General features: G+C 72.4%; 14 protein-coding genes. 9 read left to right on the plus strand and 5 right to left on the minus strand.

What is annotated here, in order from left to right; all coding sequences use genetic code 11:
- Positions 1–207: 207 nt before the first annotated feature.
- Positions 208–744, plus strand: a complete 537-nt coding sequence (locus tag ABT245_RS08150) for a sigma-70 family RNA polymerase sigma factor (RefSeq protein WP_351730683.1) — start codon at positions 208–210, stop codon at positions 742–744.
- A 1-nt stretch (position 745) separates the two neighbouring features.
- A complete protein-coding gene (locus ABT245_RS08155) occupies positions 746–1,465 on the plus strand; it encodes a hypothetical protein (protein WP_351730278.1) in 720 nt (239 codons plus the stop codon).
- 87 nt (positions 1,466–1,552) lie between these two features.
- Here the strand turns inward: ABT245_RS08155 and ABT245_RS08160 are convergent, their stop codons facing one another.
- Positions 1,553–4,861, minus strand: a complete 3,309-nt coding sequence (locus ABT245_RS08160; protein ID WP_351730281.1) for a S8 family serine peptidase — start codon at positions 4,859–4,861, stop codon at positions 1,553–1,555.
- Between the two features lie 289 nt (positions 4,862–5,150).
- On the opposite strand from ABT245_RS08160, the gene ABT245_RS08165 reads away from it, so the two are divergent.
- From ABT245_RS08165 to ABT245_RS08175, 3 genes are all read left to right on the plus strand, one after another.
- On the plus strand, positions 5,151–5,642 hold the full coding sequence (locus tag ABT245_RS08165; protein ID WP_351730283.1) for an NUDIX hydrolase: 492 nt from the start codon (positions 5,151–5,153) through the stop codon (positions 5,640–5,642).
- A 200-nt stretch (positions 5,643–5,842) separates the two neighbouring features.
- Positions 5,843–7,591 carry a TIGR03767 family metallophosphoesterase gene (locus tag ABT245_RS08170; protein ID WP_351730285.1) on the plus strand — a complete coding sequence of 583 codons (1,749 nt, stop codon included), beginning with the start codon at positions 5,843–5,845 and terminating at the stop codon, positions 7,589–7,591.
- A gap of 113 nt (positions 7,592–7,704) precedes the next feature.
- On the plus strand, positions 7,705–8,844 hold the full coding sequence (locus ABT245_RS08175; protein WP_351730288.1) for a serine hydrolase domain-containing protein: 1,140 nt from the start codon (positions 7,705–7,707) through the stop codon (positions 8,842–8,844).
- A 145-nt stretch (positions 8,845–8,989) separates the two neighbouring features.
- Here ABT245_RS08175 and ABT245_RS08180 read toward each other — a convergent pair whose 3' ends face one another.
- Entirely contained in the window at positions 8,990–10,027 is a 1,038-nt protein-coding gene (locus ABT245_RS08180; protein ID WP_351730291.1) for a hypothetical protein, read from the minus strand.
- 193 nt (positions 10,028–10,220) lie between these two features.
- Positions 10,221–12,806 carry an aminopeptidase N gene (gene pepN, locus ABT245_RS08185; protein WP_351730686.1) on the minus strand — a complete coding sequence of 862 codons (2,586 nt, stop codon included), beginning with the start codon at positions 12,804–12,806 and terminating at the stop codon, positions 10,221–10,223.
- Positions 12,807–12,957: 151 nt separating this feature from the next.
- On the opposite strand from pepN, the gene ABT245_RS08190 reads away from it, so the two are divergent.
- Positions 12,958–13,602 carry a mycothiol-dependent nitroreductase Rv2466c family protein gene (locus ABT245_RS08190; protein ID WP_351730294.1) on the plus strand — a complete coding sequence of 215 codons (645 nt, stop codon included), beginning with the start codon at positions 12,958–12,960 and terminating at the stop codon, positions 13,600–13,602.
- A 20-nt stretch (positions 13,603–13,622) separates the two neighbouring features.
- Here ABT245_RS08190 and ABT245_RS08195 read toward each other — a convergent pair whose 3' ends face one another.
- Positions 13,623–13,829, minus strand: a complete 207-nt coding sequence (locus ABT245_RS08195) for a hypothetical protein (RefSeq protein ID WP_351730297.1) — start codon at positions 13,827–13,829, stop codon at positions 13,623–13,625.
- Positions 13,830–14,325: 496 nt separating this feature from the next.
- On the opposite strand from ABT245_RS08195, the gene ABT245_RS08200 reads away from it, so the two are divergent.
- The 3 genes from ABT245_RS08200 to ABT245_RS08210 all read left to right on the plus strand — a co-directional run bounded on the left by ABT245_RS08200 (position 14,326) and on the right by ABT245_RS08210 (position 16,681).
- On the plus strand, positions 14,326–14,907 hold the full coding sequence (locus ABT245_RS08200; RefSeq protein WP_351730299.1) for a biotin transporter BioY: 582 nt from the start codon (positions 14,326–14,328) through the stop codon (positions 14,905–14,907).
- Positions 14,908–15,337: 430 nt separating this feature from the next.
- A complete protein-coding gene (locus ABT245_RS08205; protein ID WP_351730302.1) occupies positions 15,338–15,826 on the plus strand; it encodes a ribose-5-phosphate isomerase in 489 nt (162 codons plus the stop codon).
- A 45-nt stretch (positions 15,827–15,871) separates the two neighbouring features.
- The gene (locus tag ABT245_RS08210; protein WP_351730304.1) at positions 15,872–16,681 is read left to right on the plus strand and encodes an Fpg/Nei family DNA glycosylase; all 810 of its coding nucleotides are present in this window, start codon (positions 15,872–15,874) and stop codon (positions 16,679–16,681) included.
- A gap of 52 nt (positions 16,682–16,733) precedes the next feature.
- Here the strand turns inward: ABT245_RS08210 and ABT245_RS08215 are convergent, their stop codons facing one another.
- Positions 16,734–17,990 (minus strand): GNAT family N-acetyltransferase, encoded by a 1,257-nt coding sequence (locus ABT245_RS08215; protein ID WP_351730306.1) that lies wholly within the window; start codon positions 17,988–17,990, stop codon positions 16,734–16,736.
- Positions 17,991–18,047 lie beyond the last annotated feature (57 nt).

Genomic DNA, 18,047 nt, shown 5'->3' on the forward strand with positions numbered 1-18,047 from the left:
GACCCGGTGTGTCCCGTCCACACCCCCGTTGAGCTGGAGAAATTCCCCCGTGGATGCCGTTGCGCCGCAAGCTGTGCTGCCTCCCGGCTGCCCGCTGCCGACCCCGCCACACGGCGGTGTGACGTACGCCTCCACCCGCCCGGAGAATCCCCCGAACGTTCCGGCCGACCGTGGCGTCGTAGGAGAAACGTGGTGAGGGGGTGGCTTGTGCTGCGCAGAAGGGCCCGGCGCGGCCCGGAGCCGATCGCCGGCCGGGGCGACGATCCGCTGGACGCGGCCCAGGAACGGCGGGTGCGGGCGGTGCTGGCACTGGGCGGCGTACCGCAGGCGGACCTGCCGGACGGGGTGCAGCAGGTACGCCTGCGGCTGCTGGAGCGGGCCGCGAAGGGCGAGGAGGCGCCGCGCGACGTGTCCGCGTGGGCGGCGGTCGTGGCCTCCAATCTGGCCATGGACTGGCATCGGGCCAAACGCCGCCAGGAACGGCTCGGGGAACGGCTGGCCTCGCTCCGGCAGGCGGACCACCCCTCCGGCGAGGAGACCAGCCTGCTCTCCCTCGCCGTCGCCCAGGGCCTGGACGATCTGCCCGACGCCCAGCGTCAGGTCCTCGTCCTGCGGTTCTACGCCGATCTTCCGGTGCGCGGGATCGCCCGGGAACTCGGCATCCCCGAGGGCACGGTCAAGAGCAGGCTGCACACGGCGGTCCGGGCCCTGCGCGCCCGCCTGCACGAGGACGAGGTGGTGTGACGTGACCGCCGAGCACGATCCGTACGACGGCACCGACGCGCTGCTGGCCGCGATCACCGGGGAGGCGGACCCGGACATGGCCGGGACGGACCCCCGGGCCGCCGCCGAGCACCGCGCCGCACAGGCCGATGTCGCGCTGCTGCGACAGCAGTTGAGGATCATCGGGGACGCCCTCGCGGCGCCCGCCCCGGCCGGGACTCCCGCGCCGCGGCGCACTGCGCGGCCCGAGCGTCCCCGGCGCCGCTTCCCGGCGCTCGCCTTCGGCGCCCTGGCCCTGGCCTGCGTGGTGACCGTCCTGGCCGGCCTGGGCTGGCTGCTGACCCGGTCCGACACCGGCCTGTCGGCGGGCGCCGGCGACAGCGCGGCCAAGGCCGAGAGCGGTTCCGACAGCCGGTCCGACAGCGGCTCGGCGTACCCGGCGGTGTGCGCCCGGCTCGTGGTCGAGGGCGATGTCGTCGACGTCGAGACGGTGCCCGGCACCGGGTCGCAGCGGGTCACCCTGCGCGTGACCCGCTACTACCGGCCCGAGCGTGGCAAGACCCAGGTCACCGTGGTGACGGACGAGGCCGTCGCGCCGCGCCCGGGCGAGCATGTCCTGCTGGCCGTGCCGCGCGGCGCCGACGCCCCCGACCTGTGGGTGACGGACGGGCGGGAGATCGCGGAGCAACGCACGAGCGTCGAACGGGGCCTGGCGGCCACGCCCGTCGCCGGGTGCCCGTGAGACACGGCGAAGGGGCGGGCGCCCGCCGGGCCGCCCGCCCCCAGCTCACCGTAGGCACCGTGACACAGTGCCTACGACGTCATGACGTCACGGAGTGACCTTCCCGATCTGCACACTGCCCGAGCCCGCGACCGTGCCGCGCGCGTTCACCAGCTGCACCCGGCCGAAGAGTTCGCGCCCCTCCGGGGCCGGCGCGGCGGCCGTGACCTGTCCGGACATCGTGGCCGAGGCGCCCGTGCCGAGCTTCACCGGCGTCGACCCGTCGACCGTGACGGTGCCGAGCGTGGCGGCGAAGAACACATCCCGGTAGTCGTAGTCGGTGGAGCCGGCCGGCACCGAGTAGCCGTCGACCTCGACGGTGTAGGTGCCCGCGGCCGGTTCGGGAATGGAGACCGCCTCCTCCGAGTCGCCGTCCGCGGACTTGGCGACCTGGTTGCCGTTCGCGTCGTACACGGTCAGGTCCAGGTCGGCGGCGGTGTCGGAGACATTGCCGATGGCGACGTCCAGGGACTGGGCACCCTCCGGCACGGTCACCTCGGTGATCGCGCTCTCGCCCTCCTTGATGGCGGGCCGGTCGGACTTCGCGGAGCCGAGCGGACCGCCGACCAGCTTGCCGTCCAGGGCGGCGAACTGGTTGGTGACCTTCCAGGAGGCGGTGGCCGGGACGCCGACCTTCGCCTCGGGCACGGTCACGGTCGCCGGGTCGAAGGCCGCGCCGAGGACGGCGACGTCCAGCTTGTACGGGTTGTCGAGCAGCGGCGAGGTGCGGCGCGACTCGACCTCGACCTCCCAGACCCCGGCCTGCGGGTCGGCGTACGAGCGCACGTCGGGCCGGCAGCCGTTGCCGTCCAGGTAGTTGTTGTAGCAGTACGGCGTCGAGGTGTTGTCGAGCGGAACGCCGTACGGGTGGACGGAGATGAACCGGGTCTGGCTCTTGTCCTTCAGCCCGCCGATCGCGACCTCCAGGGACTTGGCGCCCTCGGGGACCGTCAGGAAGTACGACCGTGTGCTGTTGCGCTGCACCGAACCCGACGCGGAGTAGGTGTGGTGGACCGGCGCCGCGACCACGACCGTGGTGAGGATCTGCCTGTCGACGCCCTCGGTCTTCGGGTCGTCGACCTCCAGGATCGCGCTCTTGAGGCCCGCGGACCCCGGGGCGGCCTGCACCTTGACGGTCACCGGCTTGTTCAGCGGCAGCTTCACCTCGTCGGAGCCGACGATCCGGAAGGTGCCGGCGGCGTTGTTCTCGAAGCGCAGCTTGTGCCGGAGCGCCTTGTCCGCGCCGGAGGTACGGGTGATCGTGACGTCGTACGTCTTCTTCTGCCCGGCCTTCAGCCCGCCCTCGCGGTCGTACAGGCCGGTGCCGAAGCCCGGCGTCTTCAGCGCGAAGTCGATCGCGGTGTCGACCGGCGCCTTGACCGTGTAGGCGTGTGCGTTCGCGTCCTTCTTGATGGACTTCCACGCGTCGACGATGTTGATCAGGCCCGCGCCCTCCTCGTACGCCTGCACACCCTTGATGTGGTCGGCGGTCGAGGTCAGGGCGGTGCGCAGCTTTGCCGGGGTGAGGTCGATGTGCCGCTGCTTCGCGGCGCTCAGCAGCAGGGCGCTCGCGCCGGCCGCCTGCGGGGAGGCCATCGAGGTGCCCTGGAGCATCGAGTAGCCGGCCGGCAGGGAGTAGCCCGCCTCGGCGACCGGGCCGCCGGGCAGCCAGGTCTGGGTGGTGTTGATCGCGGCGCCGGGCGCGGTCAGGGTCGGGGTGAAGCCGCCGTCCTCGCGCGGTCCGCGGGAGGAGAAGGGCATCATCGCGTACTTCTTCTCCACCCGGGAGCCGTAGTCGGCGGCCCAGGTCTCCTTGGAGACGCTTGCGCCGACCGAGATCACCTTGTCGGCCAGGCCCGGGTCGCCGATCGTGTTGGCGCCGGGTCCCGAGTTGCCCGCGGAGATGACGAGCTGCACGCCGTAGGTGTCGATGAGCCGCGTGTACAACTCGGCGCGCGCGTTGTTGCCGTCGTTGAGCGTCGGAAGGCCGCCGATCGACATATTGACGATGTCGACGCCGCGGTCGGCCACGAGGTCGATCATGCCCTCGGTGAGCGCGACGTTGGTGCAGCCGCCGCCCCAGGTGCAGGCACGGGAGGAGACGATCTTCGCGCCGGGTGCGGCGCCGTTCATCTTCCCGCCGAACAGGCCGTTGGCGGAGGTGATGCCGGCGACGTGCGTGCCGTGCTCCGACTCGATGACGCCGATGTTGACGAAGTCGGCCTTCTTGCCGACCCAGGACCCGCCGTAGGGGTCCATCGGCACGTCCTTGCGGATCTGCACGACGAACGGCTGCCGCTCGACCACGTCGGTCTTCGGGTCGTCGGCGCCGAAGTAGCCGACCTGGTAGCCGTCCTTGTACGGCTTCATCGGGGTGTCGTCGCCGAAGTCGTTGTTGTTGTTCAGGTCGACCCGGACGGTGCCCGCCGCGGGGTCGTAGAGCACGCCCCAGGAGTCGGTGGTGTCGCCGTCCCGGTTGGCGTCGCCGGCCGCGTCGCCGTCCGCGGTGGCGGACTCCTTGAAGACGCTGACCTGGTAGGAGCCCGCCGGGGCCTGCCAGTTCTGGCCGTTGTAGGCGAACGACGGCCCGGAGACCGCCGACACCATCGGACGCCAGGTCTGGTCGTCGTCGACGATCGGGTCGGTGGCCGTCACCCAGTCGACGATCTTCCGCTCGCCGGTGGTGGTCTTCTGCAGCGCCGGGTGGCCGAGGTCGACGCCGGAGTCGAGGATGCCGATGGTGACGCCGCGGCCGTCCGCCTTCGGGTTGTTCTTCACGAAGTCGACGGCGCCCGTCTCGAAGGACGGGTTGTACGGGTTCTTCGCCGGGGTGTTCCTGCCCGGTGCCGGGTAGGTCCTCGCCGTGGCGCCGGACTTGGCGCCCTCGGCGGTGTCCGCGCTCGGCGTCGGGTCGTCGAGCGGGATCTCCTGGCGCAGGTCGATGGCGTGCACCGAGGAGAGCTTGGCGGCGGCGGCGATGGCCGCGTCCGCCCTGCCGGTCGGGACGGTGGCACGGACGTAGCCCAGCCGGTCGTAGGTGCGGCCGACGGAGCCGCCCTTGACCGCGTCCAGCTGCTCGGCGACCTGCGCGGTCCGGCCGGGCGCGGTCGCGATCATCATGGTGACGTTCTTCTCGCCGGCCGCCTTGGCCTCGGCGAGCAGGTCGGCGTCGTCCGAACCCAGCTTGTCGTGGGCGGGTTTGACGCCGGGGGCGGCCGTCGGCGCGGTGGTGGTCGCGGCGACGGCCAGGGGTATCGGGCCGACCGCGCAGAGCGCGGCCACCAGGCCCGCGGCCACGGCGATGCGGGCCACGCGTCTCGCGCTCGGTATCGGGTCGCTCTTGGGGGAGAGGGTCATCGGCATCCCTTGTGTGTATAAGGAACGTTGAGCACGGCAGTCCGGATCTCGGTGCCGGACGATCGCTCAGCTTGACCCAAAGGTGAGAAGTTTGGGGAGAGTTGACTGCGGCGTGGGGGACGTATGGCGTACATCCGCCATACGTCACGGGGGACTTAGATGTCCAAAGGGTGGTCTTTCGCTGATTGTTCCGACATCGTTGACGCCTGCGGTGGCGGTGTGCCGTCGCCCCGTCGCCCGGCCCGTCGCCCCGTTCCCGGACCGGGGGTGTCACGGCTAACGTCGGTTCGTGCGCAAGGGACTTCGGGTGGCGGCCTACGCCGTGTGCGTCCGCGACGGACAGATCCTGCTCGCCCGCTCGCCCGCCCCCGCGGGACCGCCCGAGTGGGTGCTGCCCGGCGGCGGCATGGAGCACGGCGAGGACCCCTACGACACGGTGCGCCGCGAGGTGTGCGAGGAGACCGGCTATCACGTCGAGGTGACCGCACTGCTCGGCGTGGACTCGCTGCGCCGGACTGTGCCGGGCCGCTTCGGCCGCACCGTCGACCACCACGGCGTACGGCTCGTCTACGAGGGCCGGATCACCGGCGGCGAACTGCGCAACGAGGTCAACGGCTCCACCGATCTGGCCGCCTGGCAGGACCTGTCCGCGGTGGCCGGCCTGAACCGGGTGCCGCTGGTCGACGCCGCGCTGCGGCTGTGGCGCGAACGCCCGGCCGCGGGACGGCCCCAGGCGGCGTCCGGTGGCCGTCCCCTACCCCCGCAGATGAACCCGGAGTGACCGGCCCCCGGCCGCCCGCGGTCCGCCGTATGACCGCGCACCGTACGCCGTGATCCACGTACGGTGATCGGCGCCGCACGTTGCCGCCTCGTTCACGCGCAGGTCACCCCAGGTGCCAACGATCCAGAGTGAGCGGGACGTTCGCAATGGCGATCGCCCGCGGCCACTGCCGACGCGTTCGCACCCGGGGAGATCGCGCCATGTCGCGCACACGCTCTGTCGCCACCTCCGCTCTGGGGGTCAACCGCCGTACCGTCCTCGCCGCCGTCGGAGCGGTGTCCCTGTCCGCGGGCGTCGGCTACGCCCTGCGCCCCACCGACAGCCAGGCCGCCACCGCCTCCGAGGCGCCCCTCGCCTCGTCCCGGAAGGCGCCCGCGCCGCCGCTCGCCCCCTACACCAGGGGCACCACCGTGGACTCCGTCGCCGCCCCCCGGGGCGGCTCCGGCTACCGGCGGCTCGGCGACGGGCCCGGCTGGCCGCGGGTGGTGCGCGACGAACTGGCCGCGCCCAAGTCCGGCCGCGCGGGCCGACGCACCCCGCTCGCCGCGTTCGTGCAGCTCACCGATCTGCATCTGATGGACGTCCAGCACCCGCTGCGGCTGGAGTTCCTGCGCTCCACCGACCCGCACGCCTGGCGCCCGCACGAGGCGCTGACCGTGCCGGGTGCCGTCTCGCTGGTCGAGCGGGTCAACGCGCTGCGCGGCGCGCCGGTCACCGGGTCGCCGCTGCACTGCGTCATGACCACCGGCGACAACACCGACAACAACGCCCACTCCGAACTGGAGTGGTTCATGAAGGTCATGAGCGGCGGCACCATCACCCCGAACTCCGGTGATCCGCGGCACTACGAAGGCGTCCAGAACAGCGGCCTCAAGATGTTCTGGCAGCCCGACTCGGTGCTCCGCGACCGGGACAAGACGTTCGGATTCCCGCGGCTGGAGGGCTATCTGGCGGCCGCGGTCCGCGAGGTCCGCAGCCCCGGCCTGAACCTGCCCTGGTACTCCACGGTCGGCAACCACGACTCCCTGCCGCTCGGCTGCTACGGCTCCCACGGCGACCCCTATCTCACCGAGTACGCGGTCGGCGGCAAGAAGCTGATGAGCCTGGACGCGGCCGAGGCGAAGAAACTCCAGGACACCATCAAGAACGCCAGCGACCCGCACGGCGCGGGCTTGCGGGACCTGCTCAAGGCGCACGCGCGCGACCTGCGGTCCGTCACGCCCGACGAGAAGCGCGCCCCGTACACCCCGGCCGAGTACCTCAAGGCCCATCTCGACCCGGCGCACACCGGATCCGGGCCGGTCGGCCACGGGTACTCCTCGGCCAACGTGGACGCCGGCACCCAGTACTACGCGTTCCGCATCACCGACGACGTGATCGGCATCAGCCTGGACACCACCGACCCGGGCGGCCACTACGAAGGCTCCATCGGCACCGCCCAGTTGAACTGGCTGGACAAGACCCTGCGGGACCACGAGGACGCGTACGCGATCGTCTTCAGCCACCACACCAGCGGCTCGATGGACAACGCCCGCCCCGATCCGGCCCGCCCCGGCGAGCGCCGGCACGACGGCGCCGCGGTCGTCTCCGTCCTCACGCGCCACGCCAACGTGCTGGCCTGGGTGAACGGGCACATCCACCGCAACGTCATCACCCCGCACGCCGCCGCCGGCCGCCGCTCCTTCTGGGAGATCTCCACCGCCTCGCACGTCGACCACCCCCAACTCGCCCGGGTGATCGAGCTGGTGGACAACAAGGACGGCACGCTGTCGCTGTTCACCACGCTCGTCGAGTCCGCCGCACCGCCCCGGTCCGACTACACGGACCTGTCCCAGACCGGCCTGGCCACCCTCTATCGTGAACTGTCCTTCAACGCACCCGGCGCCAACAGGACGCTCGCGGGCTCCGCGGCCGACCGCAACACGGAGCTGGTGCTGAAGAAGGGCTGAGCCACAAGGGCCAAAACGCGCTCAACCGGCCCACGGCGAGGCAACCTCCCCCACCGCCTCGGTGTCCCTCCCCGCGACCCAGCTCAACGAGCCCAGCAGGTAGGGGGAACGACATGTCCGTACGTACGGCAGTGGTGGGAGCGACGGTCGTGGTGCTGTCGTCGGCGCTCGCGGGACCGGCGCTTGCGGCCGGGCCCGCCCAGGGAGCCGACGGCCACGCGGCCACCCGACGGGCCATCGAGGCCGCGGTCGCCGACGGCGTACCCGGCGTCACCGCGGGGGTCCGGGACGCCCACGGCACCTGGTCGGCGACGGCCGGCGTCGGCGACACCCGCACCGGCGCCCCGCGCTCCGCCGCCGACCGCTACCGCGTCGGCAGCATCACCAAGACCTTCGTCGCCACCGTCCTGCTCCAACTGGAGGCCGAGGGCCGGGTGTCGCTGGACGACCCGGTGGACACCTGGCTGCCCGGGGTGGTGCGCGGCCACGGCCACGACGGCCGCGGGATCACCCTGCGCATGCTCCTGAACCACACCAGCGGCATCTACGACTACACGGCCGACGAGGCGTTCGGCCGCACCTACTTCCTCAAGGACGGCTTCTTCCGGCACCGTTACGACACCCTGGCCCCGAGCGAGCTGGTGGCGATCGCCATGGGCCACCGGCCGGACTTCGCGCCGGGCACGTCCTGGAACTACTCGAACACCAACTACATCCTGGCGGGCATGGTGATCGAGCGGGTGACGGGCCGCCCCTACGCCGAGGAGATCGACCGGCGGATCGTCCGCCCGCTGAAGCTCACGGGCACCTCGGTGCCGGGCACCCGGGTCAGTCTCCCGCGGCCCAGCAGCCGCGCCTACTCGAAGCTCGCGCAGACCACGACGGGCCCCTCGTACGACGTCACGAGGCTGAACCCGTCCATCGCGTCCTCCGCGGGCGAGATGATCTCCGACTCGTCGGACCTGATCCGGTTCTATCGGGCGCTGCTGCGCGGCGACCTGCTGCCCGCACGGCAGTTGAAGGAGATGAAGACGACGGTCGAGGCCGTCGGCACGCCGAACGCGGGCTACGGTCTCGGCCTCATGGACCGCACCCTGTCCTGCGGCGTCCATGTCTGGGGGCACGACGGGGGCATCCACGGCTCCGGTTCCTCGGCGGTGACGACGGCCGACGGCCGGCACGCGCTGGCGGTCAACTTCAACGGGGACTGGGCCGGGAACATGGAGGCGGTGCTGGAGGGCGAATTCTGTTAGCCGCCGTTTCGGCGGTGTCGTAAGGGGCCGTCGGCCGGCCGCGGCAGCAGCGGGGCCGGTCCGCCCGCGCGGCGGAGCCGCAGGTCGCCACGGCCCCGCGGCCCCTCGGGCGCTGCCGAACCCCAGCGGACTTCGCTGCGCCCGATCACCGGGGCAGGACGAGGACATGGGCGGCCGGGGGGCGGTCGCCGGACGCCGTCAGCGCGGTGCGGACCACCGCCGCCTGCTGCTCAAGCGACTCCCGGAGCTTCCTCGGGGAGATGTGCACGACCGTGATGCCGAGGCGCTCCAAGTGCTCGCGCTTGCGCGCGTACTCCGACCAGAGCGCGTCCTCGTCCTGGCGCGCGGCCCGGGTGTCCAGCTCCACCGCCACCGCCTCGTCGGGCCAGTAGGCGTCCAGACCGCCGAGGTGCGGGCCGCCGGGCAGCCGCAGATCCACGTTCCACACCGGGTCCGGCAGGCCGTTCTCCCGCACCATCCGGTACAGGCGGTCCTCGGCGAGGGCCCTGCCCTCGGCCAGCAGCGAGTCCACCGCGTCCACCACATGCGGCCGGCCGAGCAGCCTGGCCTGGTGCAGTTCGCGGACCACGGCGGTCGGCTCGCAGTGGCCGGCGCGGACCGCCTCGGACAGCAGCGGACGCACCTCGCGCGCCTCCGCGAGATCCGCGACCGCGTCCGCCACGGCCCGCGGCACCGGCGCCACCGGCAGGCCGGTCACCTGCTGCGGGGCGGGCATGACCGGCGTACGGACGATGCGCACCGCGTCCGTGGAGCGCAGCCGCCGGGCGCGCGGGACCAGCACGTCGATGCGGTCCAGGGCCGGCAGCGGGGGAGCCGAGGCGAAGCCGTGCAGGGTCAGCGCGGCCAGCCCGGTGATCATCGCCTCGGCGTACACGGGGCCGTGCGGCCCTTCCGGGCTGGGCTGCGGCGGCACGCCCGTACCCGGGACGCGGGCCGCGTACAGCAGCGTGGCGTGCAGGCGCTCCTCGCTCGTGGGTGGCCCGGAGCGCAACAGGACCACGCCCGGCAGCAGTTGCCGCCAGGGGCCGCCGGGGCGGCACCGCTCGGTCAGCTCGGCCGCCGGGACGCCGTGCTTGCGCAGCTGTGCCGCGGTCAGCACCCGGCGGTGGATGTCGCTGAGGTGGTGGAGGGGGCGGGGGGAGAGCGGGGTGTTGTGGGTCATGATCTCCGGATTCCCGCCACCGGACCGCCTTGTAACCGCTGTTACACGCTCGTCGACAAATACGGACAAGGCGGCACTAAAGGACGGATGTTCGGATGCCGAGTAGACCCCGAAAACCCCTGGTCCGTTCGGGTGCGGTCCAGGGGTTACGGCTGCTGTTGACCGAATTCCGTAACGGTCACGGACGGACCGATCATTGGCCAGAGCTGGCGGCGTCGTGGGCCTGCCCGCGCAGCGCCCGCGCCAGGTCGTCCCGCGCCTCCAGCACCAGCCGGCGCAGCGCGGGAGCCGCCTCCCGGTGGTACTCCAGCCACCCGTCCGCGGCCGCCAGCGTCCCCGGCGAGTCCTGGTAGGCCGGGAACAGGCCCCTGACCACGTCCATGCCGATCTGGATCGACCGCTCCCGCCACACCCGCTCGATCACCGCGAAGTACTGCTCCGCGTACGGCGCCGTCAGCTCCCGCTGCGAGGGCTGCGCGAACCCCGCGATGGTCGCCTCGACCAGCGCGTTGGACAGCACCTGAGACTCCACCACCTGTGCCCACGCCTGCGCCTTGACCGCGGCCGAGGGCCGGGCGGCCAGACAGCGGACCTGGTGCCGCTTGCCGGACGCCGTGTCGTCGCGGGCCAGCTCCGCCGCGAGCACGGCCTCGTCGGCGGCCCCATGGGCGGCGAGCGGCTCCAGGAACGCCCAGCGCAGCTCCTGGTCCACCTCAAGTCCGTCGATCTTCGTGGTGCCCTCCAGCAGCTCCCGCAGCAGCCCGAGGTCCGCCTCGCTCGACGCCACCGACGCGAAGAACCGCGCCCAGGCCAGCTGGTGCTCGCTGCCCGGCTCAGCCCGCCGCAGCTCGTGGAGGGCGCCGTCGGCGACCAGCCGCTCGCCCGTGGCCCGCCACTCGGGCGCCGCGTAGTGGACCAGCGCCGAGTTCGTCCACGCGTGCAGCATCTGCAGCACACCGATCTCGCTCTCGCGGCCCGCGAAGCGCAGCACCAGCTCGACGAAGTCCCGGGCCGGCAGCAGCGCGTCCCGGGTCACGTTCCACAGCGCCGACCAGCACTGGGCGCGGGCCAGCGGGTCCGTCAGCGCGCCCAGCCGGTCCCGGAGCGTGGCCAGCGACGTGGTGTCGAGCCGCGTCTTGCAGTACGTCAGATCGTCGTCGTTGGCCAGCACCAGCTCGGGGGCGGCGGCGCCGGCCAGCTCGGCCACGACGGTGCGCGGGCCGTCGACGTCCGTCGCCACGCGCGCGTACCGCTCCAGGTCCCCGGCCGGGGTACGGCGGTACAGGCCCACCGCCACCCGGTGCGGACGCAGCCGGGGATGCGCCTCGGGTGCCTCCTGGAGCACGGCCAGTTCGCTCACCCGGCCCTCGGCGTCCAGCAGCACCTGCGGGGTCAGCGTGTTCACCCCGGCCGTCTGCAGCCAGGACCGCGCCCAGGCCGCCATGTCCCGGCCGCTGGTCTCCTCCAGCACCGACAGCAGGTCGCCGAGCCGGGTGTTGCCGTACGCGTTCCGCTTGAAGTAGCGCCGGGCCCCCTCGAGGAAAGCGTCCTCGCCGACGTACGCGACGAGCTGCTTGAGCACCGAGGCGCCCTTGGCGTACGTGATGCCGTCGAAGTTGAGCTTGGCGTCCTGCAAGTCGCGGATGTCCGCGGTGACCGGATGCGTGGAGGGCAACTGGTCGGCCCGGTACGCCCAGGCCTTGCGGCGGTTGGCGAAGGTGATCCAGGCGTTGGTGAAACGGGTCGCGCCGACGTTCGCGTACGTGCCCATGAAGTCCGCGAACGACTCCTTGAGCCACAGGTCGTCCCACCACTGCATGGTGACCAGGTCGCCGAACCACATGTGCGCCATCTCGTGCAGGATGACGTTGGCGCGCGCCTCGTAGGACGCCTGTGTCACCTTGCCGCGGAAGATGTACTCCTCGCGGAAGGTCACCAGGCCCGGGTTCTCCATCGCGCCCAGGTTGTACTCGGGCACGAACGCCTGGTCGTACTTCCCGAACGGGTACGGGTAGTCGAAGTGGTCGTGGAAGAAGTCCAGGCCCTGCCGGGTGACCAGGAAGACGTCGTCCGCGTCGAAGTGCGGGGCGAGGCCCTTGCGGCACATCGCGCCCAGCGGGATCTCCAGCCGCGTACCGTCCTCGAAGGTCCGCTCGTAGGAGTCGGTCACATAGTGGTAGGGGCCCGCCACCACGCAGGTGATGTACGTCGAGATGGGCTTGGTCTCGGCGAACCGCCAGACACCGTCGGCACGTTCACCGGCCCCGTTGCTCCACACCGTCCAGCCTTCCGGCGCCCGCACCTCGAAGCGGAACGGGGCCTTGAGGTCGGGCTGCTCGAAGTTCGCGAAGACGCGGCGGGAGTCGGCCGGCTCGTACTGCGTGTACAGATACACCTCGCCGTCCTCCGGGTCGACGAAGCGGTGCAGGCCCTCGCCGGTCCGGGAGTAGGCGCACTGCGCGTCCACCACCAGCTCGTTCTCGGCGGCCAGCTCCTCCAGCACGATCCGGGAGCCGTCGAAGACCTCGCTGGGGTCGAGGTCCCTGCCGTTGAGCGAGAGCGCGGTCACGCTCGGCGCGATCAGGTCCGCGAAGCTGGACGCGCCGGGCTCGTTGCAGCGGAAGCGGATCGTGGTGACCGAGCGGAAGGTGCGCGGCGCACCGTCCCCGGCCCCCTCGCCGACGGCCGACCGCACGTCCAGGGACACCTCGTACCCGTCGACGGACAGCAGGGCGGCCCGCTCCCGGGCCTCGTCGCGGGACAGATTCTCACCGGGCACGGGCGGCACTCCCTCGTTGATGCGGTGGGGCGGGGTTCGGCCGGTGCCGAACAGGACCGATCCTGCCATGCGCCCCTGACCGGGGTCAGTAGGGGAATGAGGCGACGAACCGACGCGTTGCCCCGCTAAAAGCGTTCTCCCGAGGAGTGACATGGCAGAGAAGACCCCCGTCGACTTCTGGTTCGATCCGTTGTGCCCCTGGGCCTGGATGACCTCCCGCTGGGTGCTGGAGGTGGCGAAGGCGCGGGACATAGAGGTCCGCTGGCATGTGATGAGCCTGGCGGTGCTGAACGAGAACAGGCTGGACGAACTGCCCGAGGAGTACGCCGAGAACATGCGCCCCGGCGGCAGGGCGTGGGGCCCGGTCCGGGTGGCCGTCGCCGCCCAGCAGCTGCACGGCGACGAGGCCGTCGGCAGGCTGTACACCGCCTTCGGCACCCGCTTCCACAACGAGGGTCTGGGGGCCGGCCGCGACAGCATCGCCGCCGCCCTCGCCGACGCGGACCTGCCCGCCGACCTGATCGAGTACGCCGACAAGGACACCTACGACACCGAGTTGCGCGCCTCCCACAAGGAGGGCATCGACAAGGTCGGCCAGGAGGTGGGCACCCCGATCATCGCCGTACCCGGTCCCGACGGCGAGCAGATCGCCTTCTTCGGGCCCGTGGTGACCCCCGTCCCCAAGGGCGAGGAGGCGCTCAGGCTGTGGGACGGCACCCTTGCCGTCGCCTCCCTGCCCGGCTTCTACGAGATCAAGCGGACCCGCACCAGGGGCCCCGACTTCAGCAACCTCTGAGTCGGTCCGGCTCCGGTGAGTCAGTCCGGCTGCGGAGCGGGGAAGTAGCCGCCGTCCTGCCAGTTGAAGCTGCGCTGGTAGCGACGGCAGCCCTCCCGGGTGCAGCGGACGTAGGCCCCGGGCGCGAAGTCCGGTTTCTCCCTCCGTACGAACGTCTTCTCCTCCTCGGTGAGCGGACGGAACGCCTGGAGCGGCCCAGCACAGCTCGGGCACCGCTTGAACTCCATGTCTGCTCCCCGCCCTCCCCCGGGACCCGTGAGGTGTCCCCCGAGGGTCCGACGGCACCGGGCGACCGTCAATCCCCCGATCCGGTACACGAACAGGACCGGCCCCGCGCGTCACGTCCGCGCGGGGCCGGTCCCTCATTTTGCCCGCCGCATGAAGGGTGAGAAGACGATCACGAGGCGGGACGACCCGGGAGTGCGCCGTAGGGTCCGAAGGCTTATTGCGAAGAGCTTGCAACTACACGCTAGCAACAAAAAGGCCGCGCGGGTGCGTGAACGGGGCCGACGAACGGGACCGTGCGCCGGCCGGAGGGGCCGGCGTGAGCCAGGCATCACACCCCCGGTGACCGTTCTCACCTCGCACCGGGTGTAACCCGCACGCTTTGTATGGAGCCGACCAGCGCTCGGGACCCGCCTTTGTCGAGCGCCGACGGTGAACGGCCCGACCAGGCGGTATAGCGTCGCGGTGTCCCCGGCTGCCCACACCTGCGGAGTCCCCATGAGCACCGCCACCGCCGACGCCCGTTCCGGCGCCGTCCTCGCCGACCTGCTGCCCTCGTCCCGCGTGCGTGACGTCGCCCTCGTGCTCGGCGGAGCCGCGCTCACCGGCCTCGCGGCCCAGCTCTCGGTGCCCGTGCCCGGCTCCCCGGTCCCGGTGACCGGCCAGACCTTCGCCGCCCTGCTCGTCGGCACCACGCTCGGCGCCGGCCGCGGCTTCCTGTCCCTCGCCTTGTACGCGCTCGCCGGCATCGCCGGGGTGCCGTGGTTCGCGGAGGGCGCCTCGGGGACGGCCGCCCCGTCCCTCGGGTACGTCTTCGGCATGCTGCTGGCCGCCGCCGCCGTGGGCGCGCTGGCCCGCCGCGGCGCCGACCGCTCGGTGCTGCGTACCGCGGGCACGATGATCCTCGGCGAGGCGATCATCTACGCCATCGGCGTCCCCTATCTGGCCCTCGCCACCGGCATGTCCGCGTCGGCCGCCATCGCCGCCGGGCTCACCCCGTTCCTGGTCGGCGACGCCCTGAAGGCGGCCCTGGCCATGGGCGTCCTCCCCACCACCTGGACGTTCGTCAACAGGCGCTGACCACAACGGCGCCGGCCGCCGTACCCCGGCGTCGGACGAGCGTGCCGGCGCCCGGGTCAGCCGACCTGCACCCTGTCCGTACCACCGCGACGTCGCCGCGACCAGCGCGACAGCAGTACGGTCGTCCGGCCGCTTGACCAGCCGCTTGGGCGCCTCACGCGCGGCGACGTACGAGCCCTGCTCCTCCCGGGGGCAGGAAGCCGCCGTGGTCGGTGAGATTGCCGAACCCCGCCCGGTCGCTGTCCACACCGGCCAGCACCCCGAGGACGGCCAGCAGGCCCGGTGGTGCCGGAGTCTGCGGCCGTGGGGCGGGTCGGCTGCGAAGTCGCGGGGCGGGTCGGCTGCGAAGTCATGGGGGGATTCCTTTGCGCCGGGCGTGGGCCGGAACCCGAAGCTGCCGCCCGTGCGACCCCATGCCACACTGCTTGCCATGCGCGTGTATCTCGGCTCGGACCATGCGGGCTTCGAACTCAAGAACCACCTCGTCGAATGGCTCAAGAAGGCGGGCCACGACCCCGTCGACTGCGGCCCCCACATCTACGACGCCCAGGACGACTACCCGCCCTTCTGCCTCCGCGCCGCGCAGCGGACGGCCGCCGACCCCGACTCCCTCGGCATCGTGATCGGCGGCTCCGGGAACGGCGAGCAGATCGCCGCGAACAAGGTCAAGGGCGTGCGCGCGGCCCTCGCCTGGAGCGAGGAGACCGCCTCCCTGGGCCGGCAGCACAACAACGCCAACGTCGTGGCCGTCGGCGCGCGCATGCACTCGCAGGAGGACGCGACGAAGTTCGTCGAGACCTTCCTCACCACCCCGTTCTCCGGTGACGAGCGGCACATCCGCCGCATCGACATGCTGTCGGACTACGAGACGACGGGCGCCCTGCCCCCCATCCCGGCCCACCACCCCCAACAGGACTGAGCCACCCCGGGCGCGGGCCCGGGGCGAGGGAGAGGACGCCACACCGTGCCGGAGGGGCACACCATCCACCGGCTGGCGCAGGACTACGCCGGCCGCTTCCAGGGCCTGCCCACGCGCGTGAGCAGCCCCCAGGGCAAGTTCTCGGACGCCGCCGCCCTGCTCGACGGGGCGGAGCTGACCCGCACGGAAGCCCACGGAAAACATCTCTTCCTGGGCTTCCGCGGCGCCGACTGGGTGCACATCCATCTGGGCCTGTTCGGCAAGGTCACCTTCGGCGACGCCCCCGCGCCGCCGCCCACCGACACGGTCCGGCTGCGCCTCGCCAACGCCACCTCGTACGTCGATCTGCGCGGCCCCACCACCTGCGCCCTGATCACCGACGCCGAGAAGCGGGCGATCCACGCGCGCCTCGGCCCCGACCCGCTGCGCGACGGCGCCGACCCGGCCGCCGCCTACGCCCGCATCCGGCGCAGCCGAACGACGATCGCCGCCCTCCTCATGGACCAGAAGGTCATCGCGGGCGTCGGCAACGTCTACCGCGCCGAGGTCCTGTTCCGGCACGGCATCGACCCCTACCGCGCGGGGCGGGACCTCACCCCCGCCGAATGGGACGCGATCTGGGCCGATCTCGTCGCACTCATGCGCGAGGGCGTCCGGCACAACCGCATCGACACCGTACGCCCCGAGCACACCCCCGAGGCGATGGGCCGCACGCCGCGCGTCGACGACCACGGCGGCGAGGTGTACGTCTACCGCCGGGCCGCCCAGCCGTGCCACATCTGCGACACCGCGATCCGCACCGCCCCCCTGGCCGCCCGCAACCTCTTCTGGTGCCCCACCTGCCAACCCACCTGACGGCCACGCCCCCGCCCCACCGGCAGGCGTCCCAGGCGCTGGGGCGGGGGTTTCAGAAGCCGTGGGGCAGCCAGGGGGCGATCGGTGAGGCGAAGGCCACCGCGGCCTCCATCAGCGCGCCCTGGCGCAACTCCCGTACCCGCCCGGCCGCCGCCAGCGACGTCAGCGGCACCCCACCCAGATACACGGCCCCCAACTCCCGCACCGACAGCGCCAGTTCGGCCGGCTCCTCGGTGCGCGAGCACGCCGCGCCCTTCGCGTCCCCGGTCAGCCGCCAACGCCCCGCGTTCCAGGGGCAGAAGGCGTCCTCGACCGCGAACACCACGTCCACTGGCGCCTGGTACGTCCGCGCCTCAAGCGCCGCCCCCACGTCCACCAGCCGCACATACAGCGAGTCCCGCAGCCGCACCTGGCAGCGCCGGATGTCCGACACCAGGTACTGCCACGCCTCGTCCACCGGGCGCCCCCGCGCCAGCAGCGTCGAGGTCAGGTCGATGTCGAACAGGAACCGCCACACCGCCGCCTGCGCCGCCGGGTCCACCGCCTCCAGGTCCTCCAGCACCACCGTGCCCTTGGCCCCGCCATGGTCCCAGTCCGGCTTGACCCGGAACCGCGCGTAACCGACCAGTTCCCCGTCCCGCTCGGCCACCACGCACTGCAACGGTGACGCACCGTTGCGTTCGCTCTCCGGGTCGAGCAGCGCGACCCGCTCCCAGCCCGGCAGCCGCGCCACCATCCCGGGGCGCAGCGGCACCTGCCGGGCGTACAGCGCCTCGCACGCGTCGAGCACGTCGGCCGGCGCGGCGTACCTCAGCCGTATGTCGTCGGTGCCGGGCGGCACCGCGAGCCGTACCCGGCCGGTGTCGATCTCCGCATGGGCCTGGAACGTGGCGGCGCCGTACCCGAACCGTCCGTAGATGGCCGGCTCCGACGCCGTCAGCACCGCCAGCGGCAGGCCCCAGGACCGTACGTCGTCCAACTGGCGCCGCATCATCGACGTGAGCACCCCGCGCCGCCGGTGGGTGGCGGCCACGCTGACCATGGTGACGCCCGCGGCCCGCACCGGCGCCCCGCCGGGCACGGTCAGCCGGAAGTCGAACGCCCCGGCCGTTCCCACGCAGGCGTCACCGTCCCAGGCGCCGATGGTGCGCTCCGGCTCGGTCAGCTCCAGGTCCAGCTGACGCTCCTCGGCCGCTGTGGGCACGCCGCCGAAGGCCCGGACCAGATTGCCGTACCACTCGTCCAACTCGTCGCGCCGCGCCGCCCGCAGCTCGATCCCACGGTCACCCTGTGCAAGGTCAGTCGCCATGGACCATGCGTATCAGTGCGCCGAGGGACGAGCGAATGAATTTCCCCCAGGCGGCAG

Source organism: Streptomyces sp. NPDC001508 (assembly GCF_040298665.1).
In the GTDB taxonomy this organism is placed as follows: Bacteria; Actinomycetota; Actinomycetes; order Streptomycetales; family Streptomycetaceae; genus Streptomyces.